The sequence below is a fragment of the Vibrio sp. R15-SG3-ISO1A genome (assembly GCF_059833955.1).
Genome location: NZ_JCBDGH010000050.1, coordinates 1 through 15,368 on the forward strand (window position 1 = coordinate 1; position 15,368 = coordinate 15,368).

Consider the following 15,368-nt stretch of genomic DNA (forward strand, 5'->3'; position numbering starts at 1 on the left):
AACCTCGGTGCTATTGCTAACCCCGAGGTTTTAGAAGAAGTTCGTCGCTATCAGCATTAAGTGCAAAGACACTCAAGCTCTTAGCGAATTATTTTTTGGCTATCGCCATCAAAACCGGCAGCTTACCGTGTGGGGTATCTATCGCGAACGGTACAGAAGTCAGCACTTCGCTAAAACCCACACCGGTGAGCACTTGGTTAACGTGCTCCTTGCTCATTCCGCCCTCTTGATTGCCGTCAGAGAGCCAATCCCAATGAACAAAGTGGCCACCGGCATCAAGTAGGCTGTAAACCACGTCGGCGGTTTCCGCGTAGTTAGGAAGAAAACTGCACACCGAGGAGGCCACGACGAGATCAAACTGGTGTCGAAAAGCCGGGTGCATGGCGACTAAGCCGCGTGAAAGAATATCGACGACGGGCTCAACATTGGCGAGCTCTTTGAGATCGAGTTGTTCAATCATCGCTTCCGAGCTGTCTAGCGCGACGATGTCTTTCACCAATGGAGAGAGTTTTTGGCTCAGTAATCCTGTACCGCAACCAAAATCTAACACATGTGTATTTTGAATGCGGACTGCATTCTCCAATGACTCGAACGCCTTTTGCGCATAAAGGCTGGTGGACTCATCTTTCTCCCAGTCCGGTGCGAGCTCATCCCAAGTTGCCGCCATCATGATCTCCCTATAACATCTTCATTTGGCATAGCAGAAGATTACCAAAACTGCATGAAATTGATAGCATTTCGCTACTGAAAACAGACAGACATCTGTTATTCGTATAAGATCGATGATAACCCAACCAAATTGACCAAAATATGAACTTATCGCAAATTGAGGCATTTTGTACCATCGCCGATACGGGTTCCGTCTCAGAGGCGGCTCGCCAGTTAGACTGCAATCGAACTAAGCTCAGTATGGCCATTAAAGCGTTGGAAAAAGATCTGCAAATCGACCTGTTCATTCGCACTGGCAACCATTTGACCCTCTCTGAGGCCGGCAAAGCCATCTACAAAGATTGCCAAAACTTGCTGGTCACCGCCGCGAGAATTCGCCAAACCTGCGCGCAAGTCTCCGGTGAATTTAACGCCGAAGTGTGGATCGCTCGTGACGATTCATTGCCTGATGATATGTGGCTGGATCTTTCCCACAAACTCAACAACCAGTTCCCTGCCACCTCATTCAACCTCGTCTTGGCATCCAGTGGCGACTTGGCAAACTTGGTCGCCACTGGGCAAGTCGATTTTGCCTTTGGTGTGGATTACGAACGCATCGATGACCCACACATCGCCTACCAACCCTTAGGCAAAATCCGCATGATGTCAGTGTGCAGTGCGGATCATAAGCTCAGTCAGTTGCGCCGAGTATCCGACGATGAGCTGCGCAATGCCATGCAAGCGGTCATGGTGTATCTTAATGAGAAAGACAACCCAGAACTTCAGCCTTTTTCATTGCGACACATCGGTTTTTCAAGCTTCGATTATATGCTCAAAACCATTATGGAGGAGGACGCATGGGGCGTGTTGCCTGAACCCTTGATTCGCCATTTGCTGCGTCAGCAAAAGCTCTCAGTCATCAAACATACCTACGGACTTACTCAGGAAGATTACTGCATGTTTACGTCTGCGGGCATGGCGGAGCACCCAGGAATGACTTGGCTTGCGGATCGCCTCAATGAATATTTGTTTGATTTCTAAACCGACCGACAGCCAGCGTCAAATTTATTGACACATAATTTACTTGGTAACTACCTGATTCTTAATCAAATATTTACCAACCCTTCCTTTCAACCTTCGACCATGCACATTTCTCAGTTGTTTAAATGTCCGCTTGAGTAAAAACTATAAGCGTGTTTACGACAGAGATGATGTTATGTGTGCTCAAACCAGCTTGAATGAAAAACGAATACTGACCTTTTCAGCCCTTATTGCGTCTGGCTTTGCTGTGGGTGGTTTGGTACTCGGTTCATTGGTTGGATCACTGGTTATCGTCTTTGACGGCGTCTACTCACTTGTTAGTTTACTGTTAACTTTATTGTCGCTCGCGGTATCACGTTACATTCAGAGTCCACAGAAAAGTCATTTTCCTTTTGGTAAAGCGGTGTTAGAGCCGGTGGTCATCGCCATCAAAGGAGCGGTTATCTTATCGATTGTTGGGTATTCGCTGTACTCTGCACTCATCGCCGTTGCCAATGGCGGCCGCGAGGTTGATCCTTCGATTGCGACTCTGTTTGGCATCGTGAACGTCATTGGCTGTGGTTATGCATGGTGGATGATCGCTAAAAAATCTCAGCGTTTTTCCTCTGGCCTGATTGAGGCGGAAGCCAAGCAGTGGCAAATGGATACACTGCTCAGTGTCGCGGTAACGCTCGGTTTCTTACTCGCTTTGGCGCTAACTTATTCGCCGTTCGCGCACTACGCAGTGTACGCAGACCCGATGATGATGATTGCCATGTCGTTTTACTTTATCAAAGTACCGTTTGATATGATTCGCGATGCGATGCGAGAACTACTGATGATGGCACCAAGCAAAGAAATTCTGCGTCGCGTAGACAAAGAAGTGAGCGCCCTTGACGCGCAACTTAGCTCGCAACTGGAAGTCGCTGGCGTGACGAAAGTGGGTCGAGAGCTACGTGTTCGCCTCGATGTCACCACCGACCAGAAACAGCTGAAAGTCTCGGAGTTGGACACCATGCGTCAAGTACTGAAAACCAAACTCGCCTCCCTGTCGTTGGATTTACAGCTCTCCATGAACATCGCACGTTGAACATCGCCACTTCAGCACAGAACCGCTCAAATAAGGAGACCTCGCTAAGGCGAGGTCTCTCTTTTGTTTCTCTTCTCTCTTTTCCTGTCACACCCAAAGATGAGAGGCCTAGTTAGGCAACCGAACTACTTGCGCAGAGCGTTGAGTTTGGCCTGCGCAATACCAAAGATGGTGTCAATCGGGTAGCTGCCCTCATCGCTCGGCTGACCAGCGGCTTTGCCGGTAAACAACTCAATCGCCTCCGTCACATGATCAATCGCCCAAATGTTGAACTCGCCTTTCTCCACCGCTTTGACAATGTCAGGACGCAACATCAGGTTGTGCATATTTGAGCGAGGAATGATCACCCCTTGATTTGGCGAGCGACCTTTGATGGTACACACATCAAAGAAGCCCTCAATCTTCTCGTTGACGCCACCAATCGGTTGAGACTCGCCAAATTGGTTCATCGAACCGGTGATCGCAATATCCTGACGATTGGGCTGCTTAGAAAACGCCGACACCACCGCGCAAAACTCCGCCATGCTGGCGCTGTCGCCATCTACCCCGCCGTAGGACTGCTCAAACGTAATCGTGGTGCTGAGCGGCACTTTCGCGGTTTTACCAAACACCGATGAGAGATAGGCGGTTAAAATCATCACACCTTTGGAGTGAATGCTGCCACCAAGGTCGACACTGCGCTCAATATCAATCACATCACCATCACCATAACAGGTGGTGGCGGTGATGCGATTCGGCGCGCCAAACATGTACTCGCTGGTACTGAGCACCGACAACGCATTAACCTGACCGACCGCCTCGCCTTCCACTCGAATCAGAGTTGTGCCGTTGGTGAACCCTTCCATCACGGTGTCTTTCAAGCGGCTCACTCGCATCTCTTGATTAGCCAGTGCCTCCTCGACGTGGCTGACGCGTATCATATTGGAGTTGGCTTGACGCGCGACGTAATTCGATTCACGCAACAAATTGGCGATATTGGCCGAATGGAGTGATAACTTGGTTTGATCGCCCGCCAATCGTGAACTGTGTTCGATGATGCGCGCAATCGCTTTACGGTCACAATGCAGCATACTATTGTCGTTCACGACACTTGAAATAAAGCGCGCATAGTGCAATTCCGATTCAGGCGTGCGCGTCATCTCATCTTCAAAATCGGCGGTGACACGGAACAGTTCGCTGAACTCAGGATCGTAGTGTTGCAGCAACTGATAGGTGCGATAATCACCAAACAGGATAATTTTTACATCCAAAGGAATCGGCTCAGGATCGAGTGAGACGGCGCCGGTGAGTGTCACCTCTTTTTCTAGCGCCGTTAAACTGAGCTGACGCGCTCTTAACGCCCGCTTAAGCCCATCCCACACATAGGGCTGTTCCAACACTTTTTGCGCATCCATCAGCAGTACACCGCCGTTGGCTTTGTGCAAGCTCCCCGCACGTATCAACGAGAAGTCGGTGAAGACTGTGCCTTTAAAGGTCGCGGTTTCGATGTAACCGAACAAAGTGTGGTAGTTCGGATTCTCTTCCACCACAATGGGGAACTTACTCTCTTTACGGCTTACTATAACGTTAACCTTGTAACGGCGGGGCAGTTTTTTGTCCAGTGAAGCCGCGGCCACCTCTCCTTGCTCAGCGCTCTGCTCAAGAAAGATGTCGGCATTCTCGACGATGTCTTGCGAAAGTTCACTCAGGTAGGATTTGATCTCTGGGTATCCTGAGTAATCCTTTTTCAACTGTTTGATAAAGTGCGTAATCACATCGAGTGTCACGTCATCATTGAGTTTTTTGATTTTTTCGCTGTAGGCTTCTTCCCACTCGGTGAGCTGACGCACCATGTTTCTCAGGTTGACTTCAAGCTCATCAATGGTCGCGCCGAAGTACTCCTGCTCTTTTTTGCTCAGTGCATCAAACGACTCTTCGGTGTGCATCTCTTCGCCGTTCATCGCAACAAACTGATAATCGCCTTGCGTCGTGATGGTTAGGCTGATGCCTTTGGCTTTCGCTTCTTTGGTGATATTGGCAAGCTCAGCTTCTTGCTTGGCGGCCAATTGGTTTTTCAATTTGTCCGCACGGCTGTAGTAGAGTTCGTTATCAAACGCGAGAGGCATCGCATTGACTAACTTGCCCATCAACTTTTCAATGTCTTGCTTTAATCGGCTGCCGACACCACAAGGGAGCTTCAACACTCTTGGGGTACGGATATCCTCGAAATTCGCCACATAGCACCAATCGTACAACGCACTCTCGTCGTGTTTGTGGCGGTTGAGGTAACGTAAAATCATGGTGCGCTTGCCCAGTCCATTCTGGCCAATCGCGTAAATGTTGTATCCCTTCTCCTTGATCGACATCGCAAACTCTACCGCTTTCTGCGCGCGCTCTTGACCGACAATCTCATCAATAGGGGCCAACTCTTTGGTTGATTTACTGTCGAGCTTTTCTAGCTCCGCAAAATGATACAACTGGCTCGCCTCAAGTCTTTGAATAGCCATAGTTCGGTCCTTCATTGTTATTGTTCTGTTTCCTTAGTTTAGGTCAGTTTTATTTAGTTTTTAGTGACTTACACAGTATTCACGTTCAACTGCTCAAATAATCATCAAATTATCCCAACAAAATAACAAATGATAATTATTTGCATATAATAACCAATTGCATTTAAATACGCAGTGTGCCGTTTAATGTGGAGTGATATCAATGGATTTACAGCAATGCTGGATACACTATCTCAAAGCCGAACAATTGCTGGAGCAAGGACATTGGCCTGAAGCCTATTACCTGTACGATCAAGTGCTGGCCTACCTACCCAGCCATGTCCAACAGGCGATGGAGGATGACAACACCAAGCCATGCCAGTTTCGCTGTCTGACGACAGCATTACGAGATGCCGCCATCACCCAATCAGAAATCCTTAACAAAATGGGGCAACATCAGCGTGCCTTTGAACTGCTCAACCAAACCTACGCCCAACTTCAGTTTATGTCGATTGAGCCCAACCCATTAGTTGAGGCCATCAGTCATATTCTGCACCACCAGTGCGAGGATCTACTCCGCCATATGACCGCGTTTTGCAGCGCTCAGCGCAGTGCACAATGGATGCTAGAGCTACAAGAGGTACAAAAAGCCCATCACCACTTTGCCACGTTGAAGAGCAGAGTATTTGACAAAACCCTAAATGCAGCCATCGAAGTTCATTAAATTAAATATCTACACCTTGATACGGGAAAACAAATATTAAAACTGAAATTTACTCATTATTTAACCTGTGTTTTATCCAGAAATTCGACTCATTTCTCATAATTGGTTCAATGTTGTAATTACCAATATTATTAATAGTTCTTAGCAACAGAAAATATATTGACTTCTTACTTGGTTTGATGAAAATCATAGCCATCATATTTGGGAGTCAACCGATGAGTTGTGATAAAAGTAAACTTGATTTAAGCGCGCTGCGGATATTTTTGGAAGTCTATCGTACTGGTTCAATTACCGCCGCCGCGGACAAACTGGATATGACCCAACCGGGTGTCAGTACCGCAATAAAACGCTTGCAAAACCAGATCGGGGCCGCCTTGTTTGTTCGCCAAGGGCGATCTATCACTCCTACGCAAAAAGGCATTAACTTTGCGGAACAACTGAAACAATCCATTTACTTATTAGATGATGCCGTTGACTCTCTTTCTGAATTTACGCCCGCACAACATCGCACATTTAAAGTATTAGTTAACGAAGCGATGCTAAATATTTTACATCCAGCGATAGAGCGAGATAACGAACTCGAAAATATTACAATCGAATTGCATCCTATTCCTATTTCCGAGGAATTATTGGAAGAGCAATTGAGCTTAAGTCAATTCGATTTGGCTATCGATATTTATGTGCCGCAGAATAAAGCGTTTATGAGTGAACTGTTAATTGAGGATCACTGCGTGGTGGCGTGTCGCCAAGATCATCCACGTATTCATGATCACATCAACGAAGCGCAGTTTTACGCTGAGAAGCACATCATTATGATGATGGAGCGCGGCAGTATGTCGCTTGCTCAGCGATTCACTAAATCTTACATCCCGACCCGTGATATCAGCTCGGTCAGCGATTCTTTGCTCGGGGCCTTACATCTCGCCAGCATGTCGGATTGTTTGTGTACGTCCAGCTACCTACTCGGCCAACAAGTCGAACACCGCTTAGGCATCAAATTGCTCCCTTACCCACTCGACAGCATCTCTATCAACCATACGATGATCTGGCACCGTCGAGACAGTAACTCCGATGCCGGTATTTGGCTGCGCGATAAAATTAAGCACTACATCGCGAGCGCAAAGCATTGAGTTTGGGTTAATTTTCCTACAAAGCAACGCGGCGCCTCAGGCGCCGCGTTTGATTCTGGGCTATCGTTGTTCTCGGCCCAATAACCCCCGTTACCAAGTCACAAAATAGTTAATCACCAAGGCGTTGACCACGTCGATGAAAAATCCACACACCAAAGGTAGAATAATAAATGCCTTATGCGCAGCGCCGTATTGCTGCGTCACCGCGGTCATATTGACAATCGCAGTGGCGGTCGAGCCTAATGTCACCCCGCCAAAGCCTGCGCACATCACCGCCGCTTCATAATCTTTGCCCATCGCTCGAAACACCACCCAGACGGTAAACATAATCGACAACAAGACTTGAGCACTCATGACTACCGCAAGGTAACCCACGCTGCCTTGCAGCTCCCACAATTTGAGGCTCATCAACGCCATGGTTAAAAACATCCCCAAGCAGATATCTTGTATGAGTGAGAGCCCTTTTTCGGCGTCTTCGGCGTAAGTGTTAAACTCCTCGCTGCGCAGCTTGGTCAAAATCCAGCGACCTAAGTTACCCAGTACAATACCGCCTATCAAACACGCCACAAACATGGGTAGCTTGAGCCCCGCCGCCTCTAGCGACAAATCCAAAAAGTAGCCAATAATCAAAGAGACATTCAGCCATAGCCAAGCGCGCAGCACACCAAAATAATCCACCGAGATGTCTTTTTTGCTGCTGGTGTGGGCCATACCAATATCCAAATCGTGGGCACTATTGGCGCTGATAGCGTGTCGCTTCATCAAATACGCTGCAATCGGGCCGCCGATGACACACGCCGAAATCAAACCTAGCGTGTTGGCCGCAATGCCGAGCTCCATCGCATTGGCGATACCGAGATCATCAATAAAGGTGGGCGCCCACGCCACGGTAGTGCCTACGCCACCAATCAGCGAAATCGAACCTGTCATTAACCCTGCTTTCGGGTCAAAACCAAACAAGGTCGCGACGCTGATACCGAGTACGTTTTGCAGTACGATGTAGACGCTCGCCAGCAGCAACAATACCATCAAGGGCTTACCGCCATTGAGCAAACTGTCGATGTCTGCTTTAAGGCCAATTCCGGCAAAAAAGTAGAGCAGCAAAATGTCACGCACCTGCAAGTTGAACTGGATCTCTTTCCCAAACAGGTAGTAAACCAAGGCAACCACCAAAGTACAGATAAAGCCGCCAATCACCGGCTCAGGCAAACTGTATTTTTGCAGCACACGACTGCGCGATAAGACGAACTTACCGATAAAAAGTAGGATGATAGCGATAGTGAAGGATACAAAATCCACCACTTCGATGGTGTCGATCACCGATGTCTCCGATAGGGTCATATTACTCTCTGTTTGCCTCTTGTGGGTGAGTGCCTTGATAGATGAAATGCGCCAGCTCTGGGTGTGTCATCACTTGTTGGTAGCCGTGTTCAATCAGCCGCGTGACCTGCGCTTCTTTGAGATGAAAATCGGTTGGGATGGACTGAACAAAAGCCTGGTCCTCCGCCGTTGAGAGATTGATATCGACAAACAGATAGCGCCTATCAGGCTGCTGCGCTTGCCACTCATCCAAAATCATGCTGAGGTAGGTTTTGGACAAATCGTTGTAACGGTGGATCTGTACGTCACTGGCCGAACCCAATAGATTCGCCATTGTCGGCTCTTGCTTTTGATGGCCGATTTCCCAATCCGGACGCACCGCAGCATCGACCGAAATCACCACCACGGTTTGCAGGCGATCTTTCTCAGCAACTAAGCCAAAATCTTGGGTCGTCACTAAGTCATACAGGGCATGCAGTCCGAGGTTGTCACTGATGCCACCGTCAACCAAATGCAGATATTGATAGCGCTCTCTGTCCTCAAATTTTTTCAGCGAACGATTGGTGGCGCTGTGTAAGGTACGGTGTCGACTCTGCGCGCTGTAGACCGCTCGCTCACAGCCGGGATAATTCTCGAGCAGGACAGGTGAGAACAGCAGAGGCACAGCACTGGACGCCGTGACAGCGTCACTAATTGAGTAACGATTTAAGTCGGAGCAAATGAGGTCAAAATACTCCTGGGTAAATGAAAAGCGCGCGCCAGTCGAGAGATCGGTGGCGTTGATAATGATCATCGGCCCATCATCGCGCAGCGCTGAAAAGGTGGTATCTTGGAAAATATGCGCGTTGTAATAGTCCGCCGCCGCGGCCGAGCGCGCATGTTTGGAGAACCAATACTCCGGGCTCATGACGATGTCTTTTAAACTGGTCGTCACATCTTTGTACAAAAACGCCTGTTCAAAATCGTCAAAAATGGCCTCACCGTACAAGCCGTAATAGGCAGAGGTAAAACTGCCGCCAGAGACAGAGCTGATGGCGTTAACCTGATCGAGCAAGCGATGGGTTTGCCCTTGGTACTCATAGCGGTAGTCACGCAGTCCTTTCATGACACCGTAGGAAAACGCCGCTGCACGAGTGCCACCGCCAGAAAAGCTCAGCAACACCACCGTATTGTCTGGCAGCGTGGCCATTTTTTCGCTCACCGTATAACGCGGTTCAGCCGAACTCGTCAGTGGTTGGTTGGTTTTTTCGGGGATCGATGAGCAGCCAGCCAAAGCAATGGCGCTGCACACTACCCAAGCGTTGGGTTTCATGTCAATTCCTTGGAGAAGAAAGCCTCACTGCCCATGAGGAGGACCAGTACTCATCGAGCAGTAAGACTTTGATTAATGGTTAGGTTTACCCGCGCTATTGCACCGACCAATCACCACCGAGCGATTTGTACACCGCCACGGTCGCTTGCGCCGCTTGTAGCTTGGCGGCTACTTGACGATCTTGCATCACGCGGTGCTGACGCTGGGCGTCCAGCAGCGCAATGTAGTCAATCAGCCCCGCGCGATAGAGTGACTTGGCTTTATCCAGCGCCCGATCGGTCGCCTGCATCGCAATGTCAATTTGATCGCGGTTTTGTTGGCTGCGGCCATAGGCAAATAGCGTCGAGTCCACTTCAGCAATCGCACTGTTGACCGTGTGCTCGTAGCGAAGCGCGGCGTTGTTCAACCGAGATTCCTGAATCTCTACATTCGCTTTGCCGCGTCCGCCATCAAATACGTTCCAGCTCACGCCGGCACTGCCCGCCCAACCAAAGGAATCACTTTTAAACAGATCATCAAAGCTGCCAGCAGAGACACCCGGGGTGCCAGTAATAAAGAACTTCGGATAGCGATTGGCCATCGCCGCGCCAAGCTCCTCATTGATGGCGGCCATATCACGCTCCGCGATACGAATGTCCGGGCGGCGGGTCAGCAGTTCCGACGGTAAACCAACCGGAATCAAACCTTGCAGCTCAGGCACATCCTGATGCGTCGCTAACTGGGTATCGATTTGAGTCAGCGGCACACCGAGCAAAATCGCCATGCGATGCTTATGTACCTGCTCCGCGATCTCTAACTGCGGAATGATCGCCTGCGTGGCCGCCAGCATGGCTTCGGCTTGCGATTGGTCAAGCGCCGAGCCGTAGCCACTGTTCACCACACTCGTCACCAACTTGAGGGTCTTCTTTTGATCCTCAATGTTCTCAAGCGCCAATTGCTTGCGCTGATGGGCGCCGCGATACTGCAAGTAGTTGTGAATCAGATCCGCGCTGAGCGCCAGATTCAACCCTTCACGGTAGATCTCGGCTTGTTCGACACGAATTTTCGCCGCTTCCGATTGCTTATCAATGCGGCCAAACAGATCCAACTCCCATGAGAGATTCGCGCCTAAAGCGAATCCGTCATGTTGATTGTCCATCAAGGTCATCGAGCCGAGCCCCGGAGCAATGTTGTCGAGCCCCGGCACACTCTGACCAAGCGGGTTAAGGATCGGGCCGAGCGCCGAATCGTTCTTACTGAACTGGTAGTTGTAGTACCCTGCACCCACATTGACGGTGGGCACTTTGAACGACTCCACAATGGTTTGGTACGCATTCGCCATTTGGATGCGCTCTGCTGCCGTTTTCAGGTGGATATTTTGCTGCTGCAACTGTGCCACCAATTGATTGAGCGTCTCATCACCGAGGGATTGCCACCACAAATCTTGGGTTGCTTGCTCACTGTGCTCGGCGTTGAGGTAAGTCTCGGCCAAGGTCATACTTGGCGCTTGATAATCGGGGCCGACTGCACAGGCCGAGAGCGATAACGCCATCGCAACAGGCAGCAGTTTGAAAGTAAAACGTGTCATCATGATCATTGCCCTGCTGGTTGGGTATCGAAGTTAAACGCGTCATCGCCGCGCGTCGGTTCGTCTTTGGTGGTGAGCATGTACACCGCAGGCATCACCATCAGTGACAGCACGGTAGCCGCGGCTAGACCGCCGATAATGGTGGCTGCCATTTGGTCAAACAGCAGATCGCTCATCAGCGGAATCATGCCTAGCGCTGTAGTCAACGCGCCCATCGAGATCGCCATGGTGCGGTTAAGCGTCGCGGTTTTGACCGCATCGGCCAAGCCAAGCCCCGCTTTGCGCTCAAGCTCAATTTGATCCATCAAGACAATGCCATTTTTGATGATCATACCGGTCAAGGTGACCGCACCAATCAGCGCCATAAAGCCAAACGGTTTATCAAATGCCACCAGCGAGAACACCGCCCCTGTTGCAGCCAGTGGAATGGTCGCGAGAATGATGATCGGCTGTTTAAAACCGTTAAACATCGCCACCAAGATGATGATCATGATGATCATTGCCTTAGGCAGTTGCATCAAAATATCAGTCACCGCTTTGTGCTCATCGTAATACTCACCGCCCCACTCCATGGAGTAACCGTCTGGCAGTTCAATTGCCTCAATGCGATCTTTCACCGCGTCACGCACTTGGGCTGGCGTGGCATGGCGAGCGACACCCGCTTGCGCTGTGATGGTTTTCACTCGGTCGCGACGCCAAATCATCGACTCCTCTGGGTAGAATTCGAAACCATCCACCACCTGACCAAGCGGCACAGTGTGCAAGCCAAGAATCGATTTCACTGGCAAGGTTTCGAGCGACGCCATAGTGCGCTCTGTCGCGCGAACTTGAATGGGGATCAGTTCGTCGTTGAGGGCCATCATGCCGACCGTCAACCCGTCGGATGCACGTTTCATCGCCAGCGCAATGTCGGCACGGTTAATACCGGCGCGGCGCGCTTTGTCTTGATTGATGACCGGCTTCATCACTTGCGTCTGCTGACGCCAATCATCACGCACATAACGTGCGTCTGGGTGGCTAGCAAAAATCACCTGAGCCTGCTCAGATAACTCATGCAGCACATTGGCATCTGGCCCTGAGAAGCGCGCTTCGACGGCAAACTTATCAGACGTCGCGAGCTTCAAGGCGCGAAAACGTGGCTGCGCATTCGGGAACTGCTCCGCAAGGTAGCGATCACCGCGAGCGACCAGATCTTTAATGCCGTGAAAATCGTGCGTATTGATGAGGATCTGCCCATAAGCCGCATCCAATGGCTCCGGTTCCACCGTCACTGAGAAGCGCGGCACGCTTGCGCCCACCGCCGTCGAAATGCTTTCGACTTCAGGCTGAGCGAGCAGCCATTGCTCGATTTGGCGCATATCACTGGAGGTCTGCTCGACTTTCGCACCGTTCGGTAGCCAGTAATCCAGGAACACGATTTCACGATCCGATTGCGGGATGAAGTTCAATCCAACAAATGGCACTAACGCAATCGTCACGAGAATAGTTGGCACTAGGGTTGACAACGCCTTTTTCGGGTTATCGACAATCCAATAAGTGATCTTTGCCAATCGATGACTGCTGCCCTCGCCCTGCTGCGCTTTTTTACTGGGTTTGATAAACAACCAACACATCAAGGTGGTAAACACCATGGCGACTAGCCAAGAGAGCAGCAATGAGGCTGCGATGATGTCAAACACCGACTCTGCAAATTCCGCCGCATCCGTCTGGGAGAACACCACAGGACTTGCGCCCATGATGGCAATCACGGTCGCGCCAAGCAGAGGGATGGCGGTCTCTTTGAACGACTCCATCGCGGCAACAGTGCGATGCACGCCTTTGTTGATTTTGACAATCATCATATCGGTGATCACTATCGCGTTGTCCACCAACATACCGAGCGCCAAAATGAAGGTGCCAAGTGAGACGCGGTGCAAATCAATCTCACGCACGTTCATGTAAATCAAGGTCAGCAGAATGGTCAGGATCAAGCTACCGCCAACAATCGCCGCACTTTTAAAGCCCATAAAGACCAGCAACACGATGAAGACAATCGCCACGCTCTCGGCCAAGTTGCCAACGAACTCATCGATCGACTTCTGTACCTCTTCTGGCTGATAAGCGACGGTGGATACACTCACACCCAGAGGCAGTTCAGCATTAAATTGCGCGATCATCTCGGTGATGGTATCTCCAAGCGCGACAACGTTGATGCCATCAACCGGACTCACCGCCAAGGTCACTGCTTGTTCGCCGTTAAAACGGCTTTGAGTGAGTGCCGGCTCTAAATAGCCCATCGTCACATCCGCGACATCGCCCAAGCGAATCAAACCCGTGCTCAGCTCGCTGACGCCGCCTTTGATCACCAAATTTTGAATGTCATCGATGGATTGAAACTCACTGCTCTGCTCCACGCGAATACGCTGTGAACCCGCATCAAAACTGCCAGCATCAAAAGTCGTGTTTTGTGCGTTGAGTTGATTCAAAACTTGAGTCACTGACAATCCATACTGCGCCAAGCGCTCATCGGGCATATCAATGTGCACCACGCGCTTTTGCACGCCGTGTAGCTCAATCTTTTTGATACCAGACACGGCTTTCAGTTGGCGCTGCAAGGTCTCGGCGTAGCGACGCAGCTCTTCCGGTTTGGCGTCGTCGCCATGAATGGCGAACAGCATGCCGTAGACTTCTGAAAACTCGTCTTGCACTATGCTGATCTGCGCAGTGGATGGCAGCAGCAATTTGACGTCATTGATCTTATGACGCATCAAGTCCCAAAGCTGAGGTAACGCTTTGGAATTGGTTGACTCGTGTAGATCAACAAACACCATCGAACGCCCCGGAACAGAAATGGAGCGCAGCTTATCCAACGCGCCGATTTCTTGCAGCTTGGTCTCTATGGTGTCGGTGACTTGCTGCTCGACCTCTTCAGCGCTCGCACCAGGATAAAGCGTTACCACCACGGCGGTTTTGACAGTAAAACTGGGATCTTCGAGCTTGCCAAGATCAAAATAGGAAAATAGACCGGCAATCACGCTCAACGCAGTAAAAAACAGCACAAAGGTGCGCTGTCGAATGGCAAATTCGGCTAGATTCATCATGCTTGCATCTCACCCTTAATCTGCTCGAACCAGAACATTCACCACTTTTTGTCCATCAGACAAATAGTGTGTTCCGCTCACCACCACCTGCTCACCTACCGAGAGTTGTCCGTCAACACATGCCGTATTGGCATTGAGTGAACGAACGGCGACAGCGCGCTTCTCAACCTTCTGATCACGGATGAGGTGTACGTGCAGTGTGTCTTGCTCGCCCACCAAGGCCGAGTAAGGCAAGCAGTAAGCCGGTACCTGCTGAGCGTTAGTGGTCGACACAACAACAGATTTACCAATAAAGAGTTCGTCACTTGGCTCAGACAGCGCAAGTTTGACCGTGTAGGTTTGTTTAATAAGGTGAGGAAACGGTGCTATTTCGGTCACTTTGGCCGCACGCTGAGCCTCGCTGCCGTACCAGCTCAATGTCGCCTCTTGCCCAGTATTGATTGAGTTGATCAAGTTTTCCGGCACATCAATTTCCACTTGCAGCGCGTTAGGGGTTTGCAAGCCAATCACTGCCGCGCCCGGTAGAACTTGCTCAAATTCATCATACGCAATACGGCCCACTAGCCCAGAAAACGGGGCGCGCAACTCGGTGTAACGCAGCGCGTCTTGAGCGCGCTGAATGTTCTTCTCCACCACTTTGACCATCGCCGCCGAACGCTCATACGCACTCATGGCACGATCAAGATTGACACTGGCGATCGCATCATCGGCGCGCGCCTGCTTAACCCGTTTCAGTTCATTGCTGGCAAGAGCGTGCGCTGACTTAGCTTCCAGCATCTTCGCTTCTAACTCCTCAAGCGCGACTTGGTAGTCATGCTTATCCAGTTTGGCGAGCAATTGGCCTTTTTCAACGAAGTCGCCTTCATCGACCAGCAGCGTCTCTATGGTGCCAGCCACGCGAAACGACAGCCCAGCGCTATTTTGCGAGCTGATGATGCCATTAAAGTGCTTGAGGGTTTGCGAGGAAGGGCTTTTAAGCTCAACCACCTGTACGGTGGTTTGCTCTACGGCA

11 protein-coding genes are annotated in these 15,368 nt (G+C 50.3%); 4 read left to right on the forward strand and 7 right to left on the reverse strand.

The window, feature by feature from the left end; all coding sequences use genetic code 11:
• Positions 1-88: 88 nt before the first annotated feature.
• Positions 89-667, reverse strand: a complete 579-nt coding sequence (locus AC6R0L_RS07260; RefSeq protein WP_487902314.1) for a class I SAM-dependent DNA methyltransferase — start codon at positions 665-667, stop codon at positions 89-91.
• A gap of 143 nt (positions 668-810) precedes the next feature.
• Between AC6R0L_RS07260 and AC6R0L_RS07265 the strand changes: the two genes are divergently transcribed.
• Both AC6R0L_RS07265 and AC6R0L_RS07270 read left to right on the forward strand, forming a co-directional pair.
• Positions 811-1,689, forward strand: a complete 879-nt coding sequence (locus tag AC6R0L_RS07265) for a LysR family transcriptional regulator (protein WP_487902307.1) — start codon at positions 811-813, stop codon at positions 1,687-1,689.
• Between the two features lie 175 nt (positions 1,690-1,864).
• On the forward strand, positions 1,865-2,758 hold the full coding sequence (locus AC6R0L_RS07270) for a cation diffusion facilitator family transporter (RefSeq protein ID WP_500628733.1): 894 nt from the start codon (positions 1,865-1,867) through the stop codon (positions 2,756-2,758).
• Positions 2,759-2,883: 125 nt separating this feature from the next.
• On the opposite strand, the gene AC6R0L_RS07275 is transcribed toward AC6R0L_RS07270, so the two are convergent.
• On the reverse strand, positions 2,884-5,244 hold the full coding sequence (locus tag AC6R0L_RS07275; protein WP_500628734.1) for a Lon protease family protein: 2,361 nt from the start codon (positions 5,242-5,244) through the stop codon (positions 2,884-2,886).
• A 202-nt stretch (positions 5,245-5,446) separates the two neighbouring features.
• Between AC6R0L_RS07275 and AC6R0L_RS07280 the strand changes: the two genes are divergently transcribed.
• Both AC6R0L_RS07280 and AC6R0L_RS07285 read left to right on the forward strand, forming a co-directional pair.
• Positions 5,447-5,947 carry a hypothetical protein gene (locus AC6R0L_RS07280; protein ID WP_500628735.1) on the forward strand — a complete coding sequence of 167 codons (501 nt, stop codon included), beginning with the start codon at positions 5,447-5,449 and terminating at the stop codon, positions 5,945-5,947.
• Positions 5,948-6,162: 215 nt separating this feature from the next.
• Positions 6,163-7,077, forward strand: a complete 915-nt coding sequence (locus tag AC6R0L_RS07285) for a LysR family transcriptional regulator (protein ID WP_500628736.1) — start codon at positions 6,163-6,165, stop codon at positions 7,075-7,077.
• Between the two features lie 90 nt (positions 7,078-7,167).
• Here AC6R0L_RS07285 and gltS read toward each other — a convergent pair whose 3' ends face one another.
• The 5 genes from gltS to AC6R0L_RS07310 form a co-directional block, all read right to left on the reverse strand.
• Positions 7,168-8,418: a sodium/glutamate symporter gene (gene gltS / locus AC6R0L_RS07290; protein WP_500628737.1), complete on the reverse strand. Its 1,251-nt coding sequence runs from the start codon at positions 8,416-8,418 to the stop codon at positions 7,168-7,170.
• Between the two features lies 1 nt (position 8,419).
• Positions 8,420-9,709, reverse strand: coding sequence for a patatin-like phospholipase family protein (locus AC6R0L_RS07295; RefSeq protein ID WP_500628738.1), 1,290 nt, complete (start codon positions 9,707-9,709; stop codon positions 8,420-8,422).
• A gap of 94 nt (positions 9,710-9,803) precedes the next feature.
• Positions 9,804-11,279 carry an efflux transporter outer membrane subunit gene (locus tag AC6R0L_RS07300; protein WP_500628739.1) on the reverse strand — a complete coding sequence of 492 codons (1,476 nt, stop codon included), beginning with the start codon at positions 11,277-11,279 and terminating at the stop codon, positions 9,804-9,806.
• Between the two features lie 2 nt (positions 11,280-11,281).
• Positions 11,282-14,356 carry an efflux RND transporter permease subunit gene (locus tag AC6R0L_RS07305; RefSeq protein WP_500628740.1) on the reverse strand — a complete coding sequence of 1,025 codons (3,075 nt, stop codon included), beginning with the start codon at positions 14,354-14,356 and terminating at the stop codon, positions 11,282-11,284.
• A 15-nt stretch (positions 14,357-14,371) separates the two neighbouring features.
• The coding region (locus AC6R0L_RS07310; RefSeq protein ID WP_500628741.1) for an efflux RND transporter periplasmic adaptor subunit at positions 14,372-15,368 on the reverse strand (997 nt) is incomplete at its 5' end.